The sequence below is a fragment of the Bradyrhizobium sp. USDA 4011 genome, from assembly GCF_054063415.1.
Window position 1 is genome coordinate 3,392,763 of sequence record NZ_JBSSGG010000001.1, and the last position, 18,897, is coordinate 3,411,659.

General features: G+C 66.2%; 15 protein-coding genes and 2 pseudogenes. 10 read left to right on the forward strand and 7 right to left on the reverse strand.

The genetic code is table 11. The annotated features are described in order from the left end of the window. Positions 1-93: 93 nt before the first annotated feature. From ACVW1C_RS15870 to ACVW1C_RS15885, 4 genes are read left to right on the forward strand one after another with little or no spacing between them, the layout of a single operon-like run. A complete protein-coding gene (locus tag ACVW1C_RS15870; protein WP_456759222.1) occupies positions 94-951 on the forward strand; it encodes a hypothetical protein in 858 nt (285 codons plus the stop codon). A 3-nt stretch (positions 952-954) separates the two neighbouring features. After that, positions 955-1,224: a hypothetical protein gene (locus ACVW1C_RS15875; RefSeq protein ID WP_456759223.1), complete on the forward strand. Its 270-nt coding sequence runs from the start codon at positions 955-957 to the stop codon at positions 1,222-1,224. Positions 1,225-1,272: 48 nt separating this feature from the next. After that, positions 1,273-2,202 (forward strand): sulfite exporter TauE/SafE family protein, encoded by a 930-nt coding sequence (locus ACVW1C_RS15880; RefSeq protein WP_092126250.1) that lies wholly within the window; start codon positions 1,273-1,275, stop codon positions 2,200-2,202. Beyond that, positions 2,199-2,981 (forward strand): TIGR02186 family protein, encoded by a 783-nt coding sequence (locus ACVW1C_RS15885; RefSeq protein ID WP_456759224.1) that lies wholly within the window; start codon positions 2,199-2,201, stop codon positions 2,979-2,981. Before ACVW1C_RS15880 ends, ACVW1C_RS15885 begins: the two co-directional genes overlap by 4 nt. 25 nt (positions 2,982-3,006) lie before the next feature. Here ACVW1C_RS15885 and ACVW1C_RS15890 read toward each other — a convergent pair whose 3' ends face one another. The 3 genes and pseudogenes from ACVW1C_RS15890 to ACVW1C_RS15900 all read right to left on the reverse strand — a co-directional run bounded on the left by ACVW1C_RS15890 (position 3,007) and on the right by ACVW1C_RS15900 (position 6,088). Next, positions 3,007-4,338, reverse strand: coding sequence for an NRAMP family divalent metal transporter (locus ACVW1C_RS15890; RefSeq protein ID WP_456759225.1), 1,332 nt, complete (start codon positions 4,336-4,338; stop codon positions 3,007-3,009). Between the two features lie 58 nt (positions 4,339-4,396). Then, a pseudogene (locus tag ACVW1C_RS15895) lies at positions 4,397-5,150 on the reverse strand (MBL fold metallo-hydrolase). Further along, on the reverse strand, positions 5,147-6,088 hold the full coding sequence (locus tag ACVW1C_RS15900) for a DMT family transporter (RefSeq protein ID WP_456759226.1): 942 nt from the start codon (positions 6,086-6,088) through the stop codon (positions 5,147-5,149). The pseudogene ACVW1C_RS15895 and the gene ACVW1C_RS15900 overlap by 4 nt, the downstream one beginning before the upstream one ends. Before the next feature lie 98 nt (positions 6,089-6,186). Here ACVW1C_RS15900 and ACVW1C_RS15905 point away from each other — a divergent pair, with 98 nt between their 5' ends. After that, a complete protein-coding gene (locus ACVW1C_RS15905) occupies positions 6,187-7,050 on the forward strand; it encodes a LysR family transcriptional regulator (RefSeq protein ID WP_456759227.1) in 864 nt (287 codons plus the stop codon). Between the two features lie 168 nt (positions 7,051-7,218). On the opposite strand, the gene pdeM is transcribed toward ACVW1C_RS15905, so the two are convergent. From pdeM to ACVW1C_RS15925, 4 genes are all read right to left on the reverse strand, one after another. Next, positions 7,219-7,890 (reverse strand): ligase-associated DNA damage response endonuclease PdeM, encoded by a 672-nt coding sequence (pdeM, locus tag ACVW1C_RS15910; RefSeq protein WP_456759228.1) that lies wholly within the window; start codon positions 7,888-7,890, stop codon positions 7,219-7,221. Between the two features lie 147 nt (positions 7,891-8,037). Further along, positions 8,038-10,803 (reverse strand): ligase-associated DNA damage response DEXH box helicase, encoded by a 2,766-nt coding sequence (locus ACVW1C_RS15915; protein ID WP_456763094.1) that lies wholly within the window; start codon positions 10,801-10,803, stop codon positions 8,038-8,040. A 270-nt stretch (positions 10,804-11,073) separates the two neighbouring features. Continuing rightward, positions 11,074-12,300 (reverse strand): ABC transporter substrate-binding protein, encoded by a 1,227-nt coding sequence (locus tag ACVW1C_RS15920; protein WP_456759229.1) that lies wholly within the window; start codon positions 12,298-12,300, stop codon positions 11,074-11,076. 142 nt (positions 12,301-12,442) lie between these two features. Continuing rightward, on the reverse strand, positions 12,443-13,369 hold the full coding sequence (locus tag ACVW1C_RS15925; protein WP_456759230.1) for a methyltransferase domain-containing protein: 927 nt from the start codon (positions 13,367-13,369) through the stop codon (positions 12,443-12,445). Positions 13,370-13,501: 132 nt separating this feature from the next. On the opposite strand from ACVW1C_RS15925, the gene ACVW1C_RS15930 reads away from it, so the two are divergent. From ACVW1C_RS15930 to ACVW1C_RS15950, 5 genes and pseudogenes are all read left to right on the forward strand, one after another. After that, on the forward strand, positions 13,502-14,542 hold the full coding sequence (locus ACVW1C_RS15930; protein WP_456763095.1) for a ligase-associated DNA damage response exonuclease: 1,041 nt from the start codon (positions 13,502-13,504) through the stop codon (positions 14,540-14,542). After that, positions 14,539-16,261, forward strand: a pseudogene (locus tag ACVW1C_RS15935) (ATP-dependent DNA ligase). The gene ACVW1C_RS15930 and the pseudogene ACVW1C_RS15935 overlap by 4 nt, the downstream one beginning before the upstream one ends. A gap of 97 nt (positions 16,262-16,358) precedes the next feature. After that, positions 16,359-16,667, forward strand: coding sequence for a DUF6460 domain-containing protein (locus ACVW1C_RS15940; RefSeq protein ID WP_456759231.1), 309 nt, complete (start codon positions 16,359-16,361; stop codon positions 16,665-16,667). A 35-nt stretch (positions 16,668-16,702) separates the two neighbouring features. After that, entirely contained in the window at positions 16,703-17,437 is a 735-nt protein-coding gene (locus ACVW1C_RS15945) for an MBL fold metallo-hydrolase (protein ID WP_456759232.1), read from the forward strand. Positions 17,438-17,551: 114 nt separating this feature from the next. Continuing rightward, positions 17,552-18,877, forward strand: coding sequence for an MATE family efflux transporter (locus ACVW1C_RS15950; protein ID WP_456759233.1), 1,326 nt, complete (start codon positions 17,552-17,554; stop codon positions 18,875-18,877). The last annotated feature ends 20 nt before the right edge of the window (positions 18,878-18,897 follow it).

The following is an 18,897-nucleotide window of genomic DNA, read 5'->3' on the forward strand; positions in this document are numbered from 1 at the left end:
TGGCGGCGCCGCTGTCCTATCCCTCCGCGCTTCCGCCATGTAGATAGGCGCAAAACCCCGCGCCAATGGCGCACGCGTTCCGGAGGGCCAGGCTTGTCTGTCGACGATCGTCAGGATGATGGAACGGGCCATCGTTCGTCGCCGACCGGTCCCCGCGTCGCGCCGCCGCGTCAGACGCCGTCGCCATTTGCCGCGCCTCCCAAGCCTCGGCCTTCTCCTCCGCCTCCACCCCCGCAAAGACAAGAGAACGTGGCATCGCCGCCCCGCACCTTCCGGTTCTCGCTCTGGTCGGTCATCATCTTCGTGCTGCTGGTGTCGAGCGTCGCCATTCAGGCCTACCGCGACCTGTCGAGGCCGGGCGCGTGGGACTTCTGGCGCGAGACTTATGTTGCGGCGAGCATGAATTCGGCGGTGATACCCGACGTCGACGTCGACGGGTCGGGCCGCGGCCGGCGTGCGCTTGCGATCAACGGCAAGATCGGCTCGGCCAGCGCGAGCTGGTTCCGCGACCGGGTCAGCGAGGCGCGTCTCGCACCCGGTGATGCCGTGCTGCTGTCGTCGCAGGGCGGTGCGCTGAACCAGGCAGCGATCATGGGCGAGGTCATCCGCACACACGGACTCGTCACCGCCGTCGCCACATCAGACGCCTCGGGCAAGCTCCGCCCCGCTGCCTGCGCAAGCGCCTGTGTGCTGGTCTATGCCGGCGGCCAGACCCGCTATGGCGTCGCGGGCTCGCGGCTCGGCGTGCATCGCTTCACGACCAGCGCACCCGTCAGCGATCCCCTCGCCGAGGCGCAACGCATCCAGGGCATGGTGCTGGGCTACATGACCAAGATGGGCGTCTCGTCCGGGATCGTGGAAGCGATGTCGCAGACCTCGGATATCCGCTGGCTGAGCCCGAAGGAAGCGCTCGCGCTGAACCTGGTCACCAAGCCGGTCGATCGGCCCTAAAGCATGATCCGGAAAAGTGCGGAGCGGTTTTCCGAAAAGATCATGCTCAAACAAGCCGACACGGGCGCCATTAATCTGAATTATCAACCACGTCCGCAGCCGAGCTGCCACGTGCGGCGAAAAATGCCACCCGAGGCGGATTCTTTAGTCCCTCCCCTCGCCGATTTCGGTTATGCAAGAACGCGGCAATCGACCCGCGTTCGCCTGCTTCTTGCGCGCCGACCGGATTCGTTCAGCCGGAGAATGCCCGACCAGAACGACATCACGCCCTGATGCGGCCTTGCGCCCCAGCATGTGGCGAACCGACATGAAGCGACGCGCGTGCAGCTCTACCTCCCGATCGCCGACATTCCGGTCAACGTCTTCCTCATCCTGGCGATGGGCGCGGCGGTTGGATTCGTCTCCGGCATGTTCGGCATCGGCGGCGGCTTCCTGATGACGCCGCTGCTGATCTTCGTCGGCATCGCGCCGGCGGTCGCGGTTGCCTCCGTGGCGAGCCACATCGCGGCTTCCTCATTCTCCGGCGCGATTTCCTATTGGCGCCGGCGCGCGATCGACCCGCTGCTGGCGGCGGTGCTGCTGGTCGGCGGCACGCTCGGCACCGCGCTCGGGGTGTGGACCTTCACCTTCCTGCGCTCGCTCGGCCAGCTCGACCTGATGATCGCGCTGTCCTACGTCATCCTGCTGAGCACGGTCGGCGGGCTGATGTTCTGGGAAGGCCTGCGCGCGATGCTGCGCTCACGGCGCGGCGGCCCGGTCACGCTGCGCAAGCCCGGCAGCCATGGCTGGATCCACGGTCTGCCGCTGAAGCTGCGCTTCAAGCGCTCCAAGATCTACCTGTCCGTCATCCCGGTCGTCGTGGTCGGACTCGTGATCGGCTTCATTGGCGCGGTGATGGGCATCGGCGGCGGCTTCATCCTGGTGCCGCTGATGATCTACGTGCTGCGGGTGCCGACCTCGACCGTGATCGGCACCTCGATGGTGCTCACCCTCGTCACCATGGTGTTCGCGACCATGCTGCACGCAGTCACCAACCATCTGGTCGACGCCGTGCTGGCGCTGATCCTGATGATCGGCGGCGTTACCGGCGCGCAGTTCGGCGCCCGCGCCGGCCAGAAGATCCGCGGCGAGCATCTGCGCCTCTTGCTCGGCCTGCTGGTGCTTGCGGTCGGCATCCGTTTCGCCGTCGAGTTGGTGATCCGGCCGCAGGACCTGTTCAGCATCCGCGAAACCGGCGGAGCCCCGCCATGAGGCTGCGCGCGCCGCTTGCGATCGTGGGCCTCGTCGCCGCCAGCCTGATGACCGCACCCGCGCGCGCCGAGCGGCTGATCGTGTCGGTCTCCAACCACCGCGTCACCGTGACGCCGAACTATTCCGGCGGCGAGCTCGTGCTGTTCGGCTCGGTCGAGAAGGACGACAAGACGCCGTCCAATCGCGGCAATTACGATCTCGTCGTCACGGTGTCGGGCCCGCGCGCCGACATGGTGACGCGGCGCAAGGAGCGCAAGTTCGGGATCTGGATCAACACCGACTCGCGGCAATTCCTGCAGGTGCCGGGCTATCTCGCGCTGTTCTCCAATCGCCCGTTCGACCAGATCGCTTCGCCGGAGGTGCAGCGGCGGCAACAGCTCGGCCTCAACAACGTGCTCTTGATGCAGCGGGTCGGGCCCGACTTTGCCGACGTGGTGCCGAACGACCCGTTCCGCAGCGCCTTCGTCCGGCTGCGCTCCGAGCACGGGCTGTACCGCGAAGCGACCTCGGCGGTGACGTTCCTGACACCGACTTTGTTTCGCACCGGCATTCCGCTGCCAGCGGAGGTGCCGATCGGCACCTACAATGTCGAGATCAAGCTGTTTTCCGACGGCGCGCTGGTGACCAAGACCGAGACCGCCTTCGAGATCGTCAAGGTGGGCTTCGAGCAGTTCGTCGCCACCACCGCGCGACAGAACGGCCTGGTCTATGGCCTCGTCACCGCGTTCATGGCGCTGATGACCGGCTGGATGGCCTCGATCGTGTTCCGCAAGGATTGAGAGCTGCGCCACACATCGTGCGAAGCTACAAGGCCAATCCCAGCCCCATCGCAATCACGCTGAGCGCCATCGCGCCGGTCGAGAGCCAGCCGAGCCTGTAGAGCCACCCGCCGACAACGAAGCGTCCCATCACCGCCTTGTGGCGGGCCATGACCATCAGCAGCACCATCACGGGCACGGCGAGCACACCGTTGACCACCGCGCTCCAGTACAGCGCCGAGATCGGATCGATCGGGGTGAAGTTGAGCGCGATACCGATGCCACCCGACAGTGCCAGCACCGAATAGAACGCCATCGCCTCCTTCGGCTTGCGCGCCAGTCCGACCGGCCATCGCCGGCCCTCGCCGACCGCATAGGCGGTCGCGCCTGCGAGCACCGGGATTGCCAGCAGGCCGGTGCCGACGATGCCGAGCGCGAAGATCACCTCGGCAAAGGGCCCGGCAATCGGGCGCAACGCCTCGGCGGCCTGCGCCGAGGTCTGGATGTCGGTCTTGCCGGCGGCGTGCAACGTGGCCGCAGCGGTGACGATGATCGACAGCGCGATCAGATTGGAAAACGCCATGCCGGTGACCGTATCGGCGCGGATGCGGGAGAACTCGTTCCGTGCGCCGTGATGCTTGTCGATCAACGGGTGCTTGGTGACGTCGACCCGCTGCTCCTCCGCCTCCTGCGAGGCCTGCCAGAAGAACAGATAGGGCGAGATGGTCGTGCCGAAGATCGCCACGATGGTGGTGAAATAATCGGAGCTCCAGGTCAGGCGCGGAACCAGCACGCCAGCCAGCGCCTGCATCCACGACACCTTGGCAAAGGCGAGCGCCGCGACATAGGCGAACAGGCTGAGCGTCAGCCATTTCAGGACCGCGACGTAGCGCCGGTAGTTCATGAAGATCTGGGCGGCGACCGAGGTAACGCCGAACAGCACGACGTAGAGGACGGCCGGACCGCCGATCAGGAGCCTGGTCGCGTCCGCCATGGCCGACAGGTCGGCGGCGATGTTGACGGTATTGGCGATGAACAGCAGCGTCACCACGATGACCAGCAGCCAGCCCGGATAATGCCGGCCGACATTGCCCGCTATGCCGTGCCCGGTGACACGGCCGACCCGCGCGGAGATCTCCTGGATCGCAGTCATCAGCGGGAACGTCAGCAGCATGGTCCAGCCGATGCCGTAGCCGAGTTGTGCGCCGGCCTGGCTGTAGGTGCCGATGCCCGACGGATCGTCGTCGGAGGCGCCGGTGATCAGGCCCGGGCCGAGCGACTTCACGACGCGCTTGAAGCTGAACGGCTCGCGCCGCGGCTTCGCCGCCGGCGCATCTTGATCCTTGTCGTGTCGCGAGATCGTCTCTTGCCGCGTCATGTCCGGTTCCAGCCGTCTGACAACGGACCGGATACCGCCAAGGTTCCTGGGATGAAACCTAGGCCTCGATGACCGTGGCGACGCCGGGCGCGAGGATGCGCAGACGGCGGCCGAAGCCGAGCGTATCGAAGCTCGCGCGCAGGTCGCTCGCGTCCTGCCGGAAATGTGCCCAGCCATCGGTATGAACGGGCACGATGACCGCGTCCGCAAAGGCGCGCGCGGTCTCGATCGCGTCGTTGGTGTCCATGGTGAGATGGAACGGGCCGCGGGTTTGCGCCGCGCCGGCGAACGGCAGCACCAAAGCGCCGCGCGACCTCGGCAACACCGTCGAACCAGGTGGTGTCGCCGCTGACATAGACCGGACGGCCGGGCTTCGCCGGCTCCAACACGAAGCCGACGACCTCGCCGGACAACGGCTCGATGCCCGCGGGCCCGTGCCGCGCCGGTGTCGCGGTGACGGCGAGCGTCCGGCCGCCTTTCGTCAGTGTGGTCGAGGCCCAGGGCGCAAAGCCCTCGGCGTTGCCGCCGAGCCGCCTGGCACCGGCCTCCGTCGTCAGCACGCGCTTCGCCTCTTTGAGAAAATCCCGTCCGGAATGGTCGAGATTGTCGGAATGCTGGTCGTGGCTCAGCAGCACCGCATCGATCTCGCCGACGTCGCGCGCGCTGAGTGCAGGGCCCGTCAGCTTCTCCAGCTTCACATGCGGCAGCTGATAGTCGCCGGGTGCATCGAAGGTCGGATCGGTGAGCAGGCGGAACCCGTCGATCTCGATCAGGGCGGTCGGGCCACCGATCAGGGTGATGGTGATGCTCACGTCACACTCCTCTTGGGCGAAGCCGCGGCGGGGCGGGTCACCAGGTAAATGCCGAGCGCGACCGGAACGATCCCGAGCAGATCGCGAAATTCGACATGCTCGCCGAGCACGAGATAGGCGAACAGCATGCCGAGCGGCGGCATCAGGAAGTGATAGGCGCTTGCGGCGGTCGCGCCACACACTTTCAGGAGATGAAACCAGAGCAGATAGGCGAGGATCGAACCGCCCAGCACGAGGAAGGCGAAGGCGCCGGCGAGTCGCATGCTGGGCAAGATGTCGCCAACGCTGGAGAGCGTGAAGGCGAACGGCATCACCGCAAGGCCGCCGGCGATGTTCTGGATGCCATTGCCGATCCACAGGCTGCCCTTCGGCGCCAGCAGCTTGAACAGGACGGTGCCGGCGACGATCGAGGCGAGCGAAGCCAATGTGAACAGGATGCCGTGCGGGCTGTCGGCCCCGACCTTCATGCGATGCCAGACGATGAAGGCGACGCCGACGATGCCGAGCACGAGACCAGTTACCTTGCGAAGGGTCATGGTCTCGCCGAGGAACAACGCGGCCAGCATGGCGGTGAATACCGGATTGGCCGAGACGATCAGCGCGCCGAGGCCGGCAGAGACCGTCTTCAGGCCGGTATAGCCAAGGCCAAGATAGAGCGCGTTGTTGGCGACGCCGAGCACGGCGAAAACCGCCGCATCCCGCCATGTGAGGTCCCATTGATCCCGGCGCAGCCAGGAGATGCCGAGGATCAGGACTCCGGCGAGCGAAAATCGCGCGGCGAGCAGGATCAGCGGCGGGCAATCGGTGACGCCGATCTTGCCGGCGACGAAAGCGTAGCTCCAGAGCAGGCAGAACAGGGCGATCAGCAGCGGCAGGGTGTTGAAGCGGGCGCGGGGGACGGACATCGAGGTTGCGGCGGGCGAGCTTGCAGAGGACATGGCAAATTCTCCTTCGCCCGATGATCTAGGCCCACGCCTTGTCATTTGGAAATTAAATGATAGACTGACATGCAGTGGATTTATGAATGGAGGCTGCGATGCTCGACCTGGAGCTCTTGCGCAGTTTCGTCTCGGTGGTCGACGCCGGCGGCTTCACCCGGGCCGGAGAGCGCGTCCACCGCACGCAATCGACAGTGAGCCAGCAGATCAAGCGCCTGGAGGAGGATGTCGGCCAGGCGCTCTTGATACGCAGCGGCAAGGACGTCACCCCGACGGAGGCCGGCGAGCGGCTGCTGACCTATGCGCGGCGGCTGCTGTCGCTCGCGGAAGAGGCCCGCGACGTGCTCTCGCGCCCCGGCAGCGAAGGCGCGATCCGGATCGGCATCACCGAGGATTTTGCGGCCTACCGGCTGACCAAACTGCTCGCGACCTTCGCGCGCAGCCATCCGAATCTGCGGCTCGACGTGCGCTCGGGCCAGAGCCTGTTCCTGTATCGCGATCTGGAGCGCGGCGACCTCGATCTCGCGCTGATCAAGCGCGCCGCCGATGAGAAGGGCGGCATCGCGGTGTGGCCGGAACGGGTGCACTGGGTCACCAGCAAGAGTCATCCGCGCGACACGGCGACCGGCTCGGTGCCGCTGATCGGCTTCGCTTCCGGCTGTCTCTATCGCGCCCGCGCCATCCATGCGCTGGAGAGCGCCGGCCGCAACTGGCACATGGCCTACACTTCCTCCAGCCTCGCCGGCATCCAGGCCGCGGTCGCCGCAGGCCTCGGGCTCAGCATTTTGTCAGAAATGTCGATCCAGGCCGAGCATCGCGTGCTGACGGCGAAGGACGGCTTTGCGCCGATCGAGCGGACCGAGGTCGCGCTCGTCGCCGCCCCCGAAGCCAGCCCCGCGACGTTGCGGCTGGCGGATCGGCTGGCGGAGTATTGCGAGAGCGTGCAGGCGAAGGCGGCATAGGCGGAGACCGCGCCGCCACTTCGCTGTCGTCCCTGCGAAGTTGCTGAGGCAGGCTGTGGCCCCAGCGTCGCGCAACAACGACGATCGGTGGTTATGGGTCCCGGGTCGCGCTTCGCTTGCCCGGGACGACACCGAGAGTAATGGCGGATTGGAGTGGGCTGATCACTATCAATAACACCGCGATGCCACGAACGCGTGGACGCGGTTGTCGCCGAGCACGTGGGCCATGAAGCCGGGCGATCCGAAAATCCGTGCGAACGCCGCGTCGCGGATGCTGAGGCCTCCGGTATAGGCGCCGAACGCCGGCATCACCGCGCGCTCGCCGTCACTTGCGAAGCAACGACGCTCGATCGAACGGCCGCGGGTCGGCACCCGCGCCTTGGGGTGGAGGTGGCCGGCGATCTCGCCGGCAGCGCCGGTCGGCTCATGGCGGAACACGATCGGGCCGATCGCGACCTCGGTCGCGATCACGCCGCCGAGACTGGCCGGCAGCGCCGGATCGTGGTTGCCCGAGATCCAGATCCAGGCGCGCCGCATTTGCAGCGCCGCGAGCGCCTCGCGATCCGGCTCCGACAAGCGCGCATGCGCATCGCGATCGTGAAAGCTGTCACCGAGCGCGATCACCTGCCGCGGATCGTGCCGCGCGATCACGGCGGCGAGCCGGCTCAACGTCGCAACCGTGTCGTAAGGCGGCAGCAGCACGCCACGGCTGGCAAAGCTCGAGCCTTTTTCCAGATGCAGGTCGGACACCACGAGCAGGCTCCGCTCTTCCCAAAACAGCGCGCCGGTGAAATCCGCCACGAAGCCGACATCCGCCACCGTGACCCTCGAAACGCGCATATCGTCACCGTCTCGCAAAGCTAGCGCGCTTGCCGCCACGTCCTGTTCCCCCGAGTATGATCCGATCGAATCGGATCATACTCTTTTTGTTTGGTCGCGTTTTCTTCACGCGAACCGGTATCCACTTCGCTCGAAAACACTCTCGCGCTACGTCGTCGCCTCCCGCACGAGTTCCTCGGCCGCCTCGGCCAGAAGCTCGTCGGATGCTTCGCCATAAACTGACTCGCGGCCGATTTCCAGCAGCGCGGGCACGGCAAGCGGAGAAACGTGGTCGAGATCCTTGTGGATGATTCGGCCGTGGATGCGCGAAAGCATATCGCTGAGGCGGCGGAGATCGAGCAATCCCGTGGCGGCATCGCCGCGCGCGGCGCGCAGCAGCACATGGTCGGCCTGGTGCTTGCGCAGCACGTCGTAGATCAAATCGGTCGAGAACAGCACCTGGCGGCGCGACTTCTCCTCGTCGGTGAAGCGGCGCGCGATCAGCCCCGAGATGATCGCGCAGTTGCGGAAGGTGCGCTTCATCAACGCGGATTCCGCAAGCCACGCCTCGAGATCGTCGCCGAGCATGTCGGGGTCGAACAGCGCGTTGAGATCGAGCCTGCCGTGCCGGATCATGAAGGAGAGATCGCCGACGCCCCAGACCGCAAGCGCATATTCGTTGGCAACGAAGCCGAGCGGACGGGCGCGGGCGCGCTCCAGCCGGCGCGTCAGCAGCATACCGAGCGTCTGATGCGCGAGCCGGCCCTCGAAGGGATAGCAGACCAGATAATGGCTGCCGCCGCGCGGAAAGGTTTCCACCAGCAGCTCGCGCACCGCAGGTACCCGCGAGAATTTTCGCTGCAGCGACAGCCAGTCGTGCACCTGGTCCGGCAGCATGTTCCAGGCCCGGCTGTTGTCGAGCAGTTTCCGCACGCGTTCGGCGAGATAGGTCGAGAGCGGAAACTTGCCGCCCATATAGGATGGCACTTTTGCATCTTTATCATTGGCGCGGGAGACATAGACTTGGTCTTCAACCAAGGCCTCGTAGCGCACCACCTCACCGCCAAAGACAAAAGTGTCGCCGGGCACCAGCCCCTCGATGAAGACCTCCTCGATCTCACCGAGCATCCGGCCGCCACGGGCGATCGCGCCGGTCGAGCCTCCGCTTTTCCCTTGCCCGCCGGCACGCGAACGCACCAGCCGCACCTTCAGCATGGTCTCCTCGACGATGGTGCCGACGTTGAGGCGGTAGCTCTGCCGCACCCTGGGATTGGTGACGCGCCAGCGGCCCTGCTTGTCCTGCTTGATGCGCGCGAAACGCTCATAGGTCTTCAGCGCGTAGCCGCCGGTCGCAACGAAGTCGACGACGTCGTCGAAATCGGTTCGCGCCAGCGACGCGTAGGGCGCCGCGGTCCTGACTTCATCGTAGAGTTCATCGGACAGGAACGGCTTGCCGCAGGCGCAGCCGAGCACGTGCTGGGCCAGCACGTCGAGCGCACCCGAGCGCAGCGGCGGCGTGTCCTGCGCATTCTCGGCGATCGCATCGATCGCGACGGCGCATTCCAGCACCTCGAACCGGTTGGCCGGCACCAGCACGGCGCGCGAGGCCTCGTCGAAGCGGTGGTTGGCGCGGCCGATCCGCTGCATCAGCCGCGACGAGCCCTTGGGCGCACCGATATTGATGACGAGGTCGACATCGCCCCAGTCGACGCCGAGATCGAGCGAAGAGGTGCAGACCACGCCGCGCAGGCGGCCGGCGGCCATCGCGTCCTCGACCTTGCGGCGCTGCGCGACGTCGAGCGAGCCGTGATGCAGCGCGATCGCGAGCCCGTCGTCGTTCATGCGCCACAGATCCTGGAACAGCATCTCGGCCTGGCTGCGGGTGTTGACGAACACCAGCGTGGTCTTGTTGCGCTTGATCAGCTCGTAGACCTCGGGCAGCGCATGGCGCGCGCTGTGGCCGGACCACGGCAGCCGCTCGCGCGTATCGAGCATCTCGACCACCGGCGGCGCGGCGCCGCCGGCGGTGACGACGTCCGCGGACACGTTCGCACCGCCCGGCTGCGGCACCAGGAAACGCGCAAGCTGTTCCGGCTCGGCCACCGTCGCCGAGAGGCCGATCGCGCGCGCCTGCGGCGCGATGGTCCAGAGCCGCGCAAGACCGAGCGACAACAGATCGCCGCGTTTGGAGGTGACCAGCGCATGCAGTTCGTCGAGCACGATGCGCTTCAGCGAGGAGAACAGGAAAGGCGCGTCGTCGGAGGCGAGCAGCAGCGCCAGTTGCTCCGGCGTGGTGAGCAAGATATCCGGCGGATAGCGCCGCTGCCGCTGCCGCCGCGACACCGGCGTGTCGCCGGTGCGGGTCTCGATCCTGATCGGCAGCCCCATCTCGGCAACCGGCGTCTCCAGATTGCGCGCGATGTCGACCGCGAGCGCCTTGAGCGGCGAGATGTAGAGCGTATGCAGCCCGCCGCTGCGGCGAACGCCGCGGCCGGTGGAGATGAGACGTTTGGAGGCCCCCGCTGCGAGGGCTCCCTCCCCCCTTGCGGGGGAGGGCTGGGGAGAGGGGTAAGCCGTATCGTCCGGAGCAAGCGGCATACCCCTCTCCCGCCGCCCCCCGACGCGCGATTGCGCGTCGGAGGGCGTCGACCTCCCCCGCAAGGGGGGAGGTGGCGATCGTGTGCGGGTCTGCGGATTCGCAGCACTTCCCTCCCCACTCAACTCCACCAACGTCGGCAAGAACCCCGCCAGCGTCTTGCCCGCACCGGTGGGCGCAATCAGCAGCGCGGAGCGTTCCTCGCGCGCCTTCGCCAGCAGCGCGAGCTGATGCTCGCGCGGCGACCAGCCGCGCGAAGCGAACCAGTCGCGAAACAGGCGCGGCAAGAGATCGGCCGTTTCCGACGGCGTGACGGAAAAGAGATCGAGCGTCGACACGCCCAAGAGGTAGGTGGTTCAGCGGGTTTCGTCGAGGGCGGGCGAAAATGGCGGCAGGTGGCAGGGGCGATCATCTCGCTCCGTGGGCTGCGAAGCGCCTGGAAGTCACCTCGCCCCGTCTGCGGGGAGAGGTCGGATCGCATCGCCAGATGCGATCCGGGTGAGGGGGTACAGGTCTCCACGCGTACACCGCCTGGTGGAGAGAAGCCCCTCACCCCGCCCTCTCCCCGCGAAGGGCGGGGCGAGGGAGACGATAGTGCAGCGTAAGCCCTACTCCGTCATCGGCTCGCCGGAGAGATCCCAGTCCTTGCCGTTGAAGATCGAGACATAGAGCGTCTTCATCGGCGTGTAGTCGTCGGGCGTATAGCTGTAATTGATGCCGTCAAGGAAATAGGGCGAGTGGAAACCGGCGAGCGTGGTGGCGTGCTTCAGCACGTTGGCGCGGGTCAGGTCGTCGCCGCAGCGGCGCAGGATTTCGCCCATCGTCGCCGCCTGGCCGTAGCCGGCGAAAGCGATGGTGTTGTCGGGATCGATGTTCGGCAGGTACTTCTTGCGCAGCTCCTCGAACGCGACGACGTCCGCATCCTTCTCGTAGCGGGGCACGCCGACTTCCTTGTTGTAGCGGATTGCGACGATGTCCTTGGCGTTCTCGAGGCCCGCGGCGCTCAGGATCGAGCGGCCGGTCGAGCCCGCCGACAACAACTGCAACGGCTTCCAGCCGAGTTCGGCCACCTTGCGGATCGACTGCGACGTCGCCTTGCCGGTGGTGATGTTGTAGAAGACGTCGGCGCCTGACTTCGAGAGATTGATGAGCTGGGAATCGACCGTCGGATCGGTGAGATCGTAGGTCTGCTCCATGATCACCTGTGCCTTGCCGCCGGCATCGGCCAGCACCTTCTTGAACGGGCCGAGGAAATCGCGGCCGAAATCGTCGTTCTGATAGAGGATGCCGATCTTGGCGTTCGGCTTCACGCTGACGACGTGCTTGGCGAGAATGCGGGCTTCGGTCGGATAGAGCGGCAGGCCCGCCATGGTCCATTTGAAATTCTTCGGGTCGTTCCACTTCGAGGCGCCGGTGTTCAGCAGCAATTGGGGAACGCCCTTGGAGTTGAGATATTTGTGCACGGCGGTCTGCGGTGCGGTGCCGAGCGAGCCATAGAGCGCCAGCACCTCTTCCTGCTCGACCAGGCGGCGCGTCGCCTCGACGCATTTCGGCGCGCTGTAGGCGTCGTCCATGGTGAGGAATTTCACCTTGCGGCCGTTGATGCCGCCCTTGTCGTTCAGCATCTGGAAATAGGCTTCGCCGACGCGGCCCAGCACGCCATAGAGCGAGCCGGGGCCGGAATGCGGCACGGTCTGGCCGAGCTTGATCTCGGTGTCGCTCGCCCCCGTATCGTACTTTTTGTCGGCGGCCCGGACGAACGGCGCGGGTAGCACGGACGCTGCGATCACGGACAATGCGGTGGCGCCGAATTCGCGCCGCGTATGTTTTTTCATTGGTTCTCTCCCTGAGACGAAAAGCTCTCGCATTCCGCTTTGCGTCGGGCAAGCGCGAAGTCACGGCTTTGCGGCGCAATGCCGCGTCACGGCAAATGCGTAGCGTGTAGACTCAAGTTTTCGCCTTGAAGAGACGGGTGCGTCACGGCTTGACGGCGACGGCGACAAGCCCGGGCGCCGGAATGTTGTCCTCATTCCGCGCCGAGAGATCGTCGAGCAGCGCCAACGTCAGCCCCGCGGCGGCGACCGCGGCGCGCACGTAAGCTGCATTGTGGGCGTAGCGCAGCCCCTCGCCGATGATGACGCCTTCGCCGTCATGGGTCTCGGTGGTGAAGGCAAGCACGCCGCCCGCGACCAGCACGCGCGCGGCCTCGGCGAGCACGGGCGCGAGATCGGCGACATAGACCATCGCGTCCGCGGCGAGGATCAATTCGGCGCTGCCGTCCGGCTTGCCCGAAATGCCCTTCAGCATGTCGTCGACCTCGAGCTCGGCATAGAGCCCGGTCGCGCGCGACTTCTCGATCATGCGCGGCGACAGGTCGATGCCGATGAATCGATCGACGTGCTGCGCGAATGCACCGGCGGCGAGGCCCGTGCCGCAGCCGAGATCGATCGCGCGCTTGAAGAATGCCGGCTTCCTCGCTGAGGCGCGCACCGACAGCACCGCCTTGAAGAGCAGCGCCGGGCCGCGATAGCCGAGATCGCCGACCAGCGCGGCCTCGAAGCGCGGCGCATATTGATCGAACAGCGTCTGCACATAGCCCGGCGGCATCGCGCCGACGGCCTCGACGCCGAGCTGCATCAGGTGCAGGCCGGCGCCATGGCGGTCTTCGGGATCGGCGTCGCGCGCGGCGCGGAAGGCTGCGATCGCCGGATCGCGCTGGCCGAGCTCGAGGCGGATCTTGCCCAGCGTGTACCAGGCCGACGGGAATTTCGGCACCAGCTCGATCGCCTGTTCGAGCAGCTCGGCGGCAGCCGGCAGATCGCCCTTCAATTGCAGGTCGCGCGCGAACTCGTAGCGGCGGTCGGCAACGAGGTCGCCGGAGGACAGAAACAGGCGGGGGGCCATTTTCTCTTAGGGAACCGGTCTTGGCCAAGTCTGGCCGTCCATTAAAACACGGACTTTTTCCGGAGATGGAAGCGCGGGTCAAGCCCGCCGATGACGGCTAAACATCGCGGATCGATCGCCTATATAGGGACAATGCGCCCGCAAGACATCCTGATGCCCGTCCCGGCCGGGCTTTGCTGCAAGCCCGGCGGCTTCCACATCGATCCTGTCAGGCCGGTCGAACGGGCGCTGATCACGCATGGCCATTCCGATCATGCACGGGCGGGTCATGGCGCTGTGCTCGCGACCCAGGAAACGCTCGACATGATGCGGCTGCGCTACGGCGAGAACTTCGCCGGCACGACGCAGGCGGTCGCTTACGGCGAGGAGATCAGGCTCGGCGACGTCACGGTGACGTTTCATCCCGCCGGGCACGTGTTGGGCTCCGCCCAGATATCGGTCACATGCAAGGATACAAGGATCGTCGCCTCCGGCGACTACAAGGACGCACGCGACCCGACCTGCGTGCCGTTCGAGCTCGTCCCTTGCGACGTCTTCATCACGGAGGCGACCTTTGGCCTGCCGGTGTTTCGCCATGGCGATGCCGCCGGCGAAGTGAACAAGTTGCTAGCGTCGGTCAGGCTGTTTCCGGAGCGCGCGCATCTGGTCGGCGCCTATTCGCTCGGCAAGGCGCAGCGCGTGATCGCGCTGCTGCGCGAGGCCGGCTACGACGCCCCGATCTATCTGCACGGCGCGATGGAGAAGATCGCCTATTATTATCAAGAGCGCGGCATTTCGCTCGGCGAACTCCGGCCCGCGCGCGGCATGAAGAAGGCCGAGCTTGCCGGCACCATCACGCTGGCGCCGCCGAGCGCGACCTCCGACGTCTGGACGCGGCGTTTCCCCGATCCGGTCACGGCTTTTGCGTCGGGCTGGATGCGCGTGCGGGCCCGGGCCCGGCAGGGCGGCGTCGAACTGCCGCTGGTGATCTCCGATCATGCCGACTGGGATGGGCTGACGGCGACGATCGCTGCCACCGGCGCCGGCGAGGTCTGGGTCACCCACGGCCAGGAAGACGCGCTGGTGCATTGGTGCAAGAGCAAGGGCCTGTCCGCGCGGCCGCTCGATCTGGTCGGCTATGGCGACGAGGACGAGGGCGAGACGGCGGCGGTCACCGGCGAGGCAAGAGCATGAACCGCTTTGCCGAGCTGCTCGACCGGCTCGCCTACGAGCCGGGCCGCAACAACAAGATCAAGCTGCTGGTTGCCTATTTCCGCGAGACCGAGGATCCCGACCGCGGCTACGCGCTGGCGGCGCTGACCGGTGCGCTGTCGTTCAAGCACGCCAAGCCGGGCTTGATCCGCGACCTGATCACCGAACGCGCCGACCCGGTGCTGTTCGGCTACTCCTATGATTACGTCGGCGATCTCTCGGAAACCGTCGCGCTGATGTGGCCGAAGGCGGAGCTGCCGGGCCACAACAACCCGCCTCCTCCCACCCTCACCGACGTCGTCACCACGCTGCGCACGCTCGGCAAGGCCGAGCTGCCGGCGCAGCTGGCGCGCTGGCTGGACGAGCTCGACGAGACCGGGCGCTGGGCACTGCTAAAACTCGTCACCGGTGCGATGCGGATCGGGATCTCGGCGCGGCTCGCGAAGACCGCGGCGGCGGCGCTCGGGACTAAGGATCCGCACGAGGTCGAGCTGATGTGGCCGGGCCTGTCGCCACCCTATCTCGACTTGTTCGCCTGGCTCGAAGGCCTTGGCGACAAGCCGGTCAACAGCGACCCTGCGCCGTTCCGCCCGGTGATGCTGGCGCATGCGATCGAGGATAGCGACTTCGCCAATCTCGACGCCGCCGATTTCAGCGCGGAATGGAAGTGGGACGGCATCCGTGTGCAGGCTGTCGCCGGCCGCGATGCGCGCGGCCACATCCAGGCGCGGCTCTATTCACGCACCGGCGAGGATATCACCGGCAGCTTCCCCGACCTCGTGCCGTCGCTGCATCTGCAAGTTACTCTAGATTTGAAGCATGATGGCTCCCGAAAACCGCCGCTTCACACTTTTCGGCATCATGCTTCATTCGCGATCGACGGCGAATTGCTGGTGCTGCGCGACGGTCGCGTGCAGACCTTCAACGTGTTGCAGCAGCGACTGAACCGGAAGGTGGTTTCGCCGAAGCTGATCAAGGAATTTCCGATCCATCTGCGCGCCTACGACCTGCTCGGCGACGGCGAAAACGATCTGCGCGAGCTGCCTTTCACCGAGCGGCGCGCGCATCTCGAAGCCTTCGTCGCCAGGCTGAACGATCCGCGCATCGATCTGTCACCGACGGTTCCGTTCGCGAGCTGGGAAGAGCTGGCCGCGGCGCGCGCCGATCCGAAGAGCGTGGGCGCCGGCGACGATGCCGACGCGGTCGAAGGCGTGATGCTGAAGCGGCGCGACGCGCCCTACCTGCCCGGGCGACCGAAGGGGCCATGGTGGAAGTGGAAGCGCGATCCGCACATCATCGACGCGGTGCTGATGTATGCCCAGCGCGGCCACGGCAAGCGCTCGTCCTATTACTCCGACTACACGTTCGGGGTCTGGACCCGAGGCGATGCGCGGCGACGAGCTGGTGCCGGTCGGCAAAGCCTATTTCGGCTTCACCGACGAGGAACTGTTGCAGATCGATCGCTTCGTCCGCCGCAACACCACCGAGAAGTTCGGCCCGGTGCGACATGTCGTGCACGAGCCGGATCAGGGGCTGGTGCTGGAAGTCGCCTTCGAGGGCCTGCAACGTTCGCCGCGTCACAAATCCGGCGTCGCGATGCGCTTTCCCCGGATCAGCCGCCTGCGCTGGGACAAGCCGCCGCGCGAAGCCGACCGGCTGGAGACGCTTGAACGGATGTTAATCTCCATGACAGGAAGTTAAACCCGAAGCGCGCATGGAAGCCATTGATCGCGGCTCGCGGGTTTCCCATGTGCTGCGCCGTGACCTATAATGCGGGCGATTCCGCCAGGAGAGAACGATGCCGAACGACGTCAGGGACTTGCCGGCCGGTGGCCAGAGCGATGGCCTGTACCGCTTTCTCGGCGGATCGCCGCTCTCGGTGGCGTTCCGACTGATCCTGCTCTCGATCCTGGTCGGCGTCGTGCTCGCCGCGATCGGCCTCGACCCGTGGAACATTCTGTACAGCATCCGCAGGCTGTTCCAGAGCATCTGGGATTTCGGCTTCGATGCGATCAACTGGGCGTGGCGCTACTTCCTGCTCGGCGCCGTGATCGTGATCCCGATCTGGCTGTTGTCGCGGCTGTTCGGCGCGCCGCGCGGCCGCTGATCCCAGGGGAAACTCCAAGGGAAAGCTCGCAGCCGATGCAATTGCGATTTGTCGGCTGCGGCGATGCATTCGGCTCCGGGGGCCGCTTCAACACCTGCTTCCATGTCAGCGGCGCGCGCGTCAATTTCCTGATCGACTGCGGCGCCTCCTCGCTGCCGGCGCTGAAGCGGCTCGAGATCGACCTCGACGCAATCGACCTGATCCTGATCACGCATTTCCACGGCGACCATTTTGCCGGCCTGCCGTTCTTCCTGCTCGACGCGCAATTCTCCCGCCGCACCCGGCCGCTGGTGATCGCTGGACCCAAAGGTATCGAAACAAAACTGCCTGAGGTGATGGAAGTGACGTTCGAGCATTCCTCCAAGACCAAACAGCGCTTCGACCTGTCCGTCGTCACGCTCGCACCGCAAGAGCGGCGCAGCCTCGGCGAGGTGAGCGTGACGCCCTATCCTGTAGTGCATGGCGAATCCGGCGGGCCATTCCTTGCCTATCGCGTCGAGGCGGAAGACCGCGTCGTCTGCTACAGCGCCGACACCGAGTGGACCGACGCGCTGATCCCGGCCGCGCAGAACGCCGACCTCTTCATCGCCGAAGCCTATACCTACGACAAGATGATCAAGAACCATCTCAGCCTGAAGACGCTGGAAGCACATTTGCCGGCGATCAACGCCAGACGCGTGGTGCTGACCCATATGAGCGACGACATGCTCGGCCGCGTCGACAACCTGCCCTACACGGCGGCGAGCGACGGCATGGTCGTGGTGTTCTGACCATGCCATGCCTCGTCGGCCGCCCCTCCGCCACCGCATTGCTCTGAGTACAATTCCAGCATGGTCGCGCGACGGATGTCGCGATAGAAGCGCATATTCCTTGCAACTGTAGCCATGCACGCACCCATCCACCCAAAGATCACGACCCGCCAGGTGTTCGCCATCGCCGGTCCCGCGATGGTCGCCAACCTGACCACGCCGCTGATCGGCATCGTCTCGACCACCGCGATCGGCCGCCTCGACGACGCCGCGCTGCTCGGCGGGGTGGCGATGGCCTCAGTGATCTTCGACTGCCTGTTCTGGCTGTTCGCCTTCCTGCGCATGAGCACGCTGGCCTTCACCGCGCAGGCGCAGGGCGCCGGCGAGCCGCAGGAATATGCCGCGATCCTGGTGCGCGGCTTCATCATCGCCGGCCTGATCGGCGTCGCACTGATCGCGCTGCAGGTGCCGCTCGCCGCGGTCACATTCCAGCTGATGGGCGGCAGCGAAGGCGTCACGCGCGCGGCCAAGAGCTATTTCATGATCCGGATCTGGTCGGCGCCGCTGGCGCTCGCCAACTACGTCATCCTTGGCTGGCTGGTCGGGCAGGCGCGCGCCAATCTGGCGCTGGCGCTGCAGATCGTGATCAACCTGATTAACATGGCCGCAACCGTGCTGCTGGTGCAGATCTACGGCGCCGGCATCGCCGGTGCCGCGATCGCCGCCGTGCTTGCCGAGACGACCGGTTTCGCCGTCGGCATCGTGGTGGCGTGGCGGATCTCGCAAACAGGCTTTGCCGTTCCTGCGGCCACGCTGTTCGACCGCGCCAAGCTGATGCGCATGCTGGCCGTCAATCGCGACATCATGGTCCGCACCGCGGCGCTGATCGTCGTGTTCCTGTTCTTCACCGCGAAGGGCGCGCGCGAAGGCGACGTCACGCTGGCGGCGAACTCGGTGCTGAACAATTTCCTGCTGGTGAGCGCCTTCTTCCTCGACGGCCTCGCCAACGCCGCCCAGCAGCTCTGCGGACGCGCTTTCGGCGCGCGCGACGCACGCGGCTTTGCCGATTCGACCCGGCTGGTGCTGCTGTGGGGTGTCGGCTTTGCGCTGGTCGTCTCGGTGCTGTTCGCGCTGTTCGGACCGGCGCTGATCAACCTGATGACGACAAGCGAGGACGTGCGCCGCTATGCGCGCGAGTTCCTGGTGTTCGTGATCCTGGCACCTCTGCCCGGCGTATTCGCCTTCGGCTTCGACGGCATCTATGTCGGGGCGACCTGGGCACGCGAGATGCGCAATTTGATGCTGGCCTCGCTCGCGATCTTCCTCGCCGCCTGGTGGGCGCTCAGCGCATTCGGCAACACCGGGCTGTGGATCGCGCTGCTCGGCTTCTACGTCGCGCGCGGCGGCCTGCAGGGCCTGCGCTATCCGGCGCAGTTTAGGAAAACGTTCAAGACTGCGTAGCTCTGTCGCCCGGATGCAGC

Excerpts from the sequence above, each read along its gene's own strand:
- ACVW1C_RS15875 (WP_456759223.1), top strand. The coding sequence starts at position 955 with ATGATCCGGAAAAGTGCGGAGCGGTTTTCCGAAAAGATCATGCTCAAA.
- ACVW1C_RS15885 (WP_456759224.1), top strand. The coding sequence starts at position 2,199 with ATGAGGCTGCGCGCGCCGCTTGCGATCGTGGGCCTCGTCGCCGCCAGC.
- ACVW1C_RS15890 (WP_456759225.1), bottom strand. The coding sequence starts at position 4,338 with ATGACGCGGCAAGAGACGATCTCGCGACACGACAAGGATCAAGATGCG.
- ACVW1C_RS15900 (WP_456759226.1), bottom strand. The coding sequence starts at position 6,088 with ATGTCCTCTGCAAGCTCGCCCGCCGCAACCTCGATGTCCGTCCCCCGC.
- ACVW1C_RS15905 (WP_456759227.1), top strand. The coding sequence starts at position 6,187 with ATGCTCGACCTGGAGCTCTTGCGCAGTTTCGTCTCGGTGGTCGACGCC.
- pdeM (WP_456759228.1), bottom strand. The coding sequence starts at position 7,890 with ATGCGCGTTTCGAGGGTCACGGTGGCGGATGTCGGCTTCGTGGCGGAT.
- ACVW1C_RS15920 (WP_456759229.1), bottom strand. The coding sequence starts at position 12,300 with ATGAAAAAACATACGCGGCGCGAATTCGGCGCCACCGCATTGTCCGTG.
- ACVW1C_RS15925 (WP_456759230.1), bottom strand. The coding sequence starts at position 13,369 with ATGGCCCCCCGCCTGTTTCTGTCCTCCGGCGACCTCGTTGCCGACCGC.
- ACVW1C_RS15930 (WP_456763095.1), top strand. The coding sequence starts at position 13,502 with ATGCGCCCGCAAGACATCCTGATGCCCGTCCCGGCCGGGCTTTGCTGC.
- ACVW1C_RS15940 (WP_456759231.1), top strand. The coding sequence starts at position 16,359 with ATGCCGAACGACGTCAGGGACTTGCCGGCCGGTGGCCAGAGCGATGGC.
- ACVW1C_RS15945 (WP_456759232.1), top strand. The coding sequence starts at position 16,703 with ATGCAATTGCGATTTGTCGGCTGCGGCGATGCATTCGGCTCCGGGGGC.
- ACVW1C_RS15950 (WP_456759233.1), top strand. The coding sequence starts at position 17,552 with ATGCACGCACCCATCCACCCAAAGATCACGACCCGCCAGGTGTTCGCC.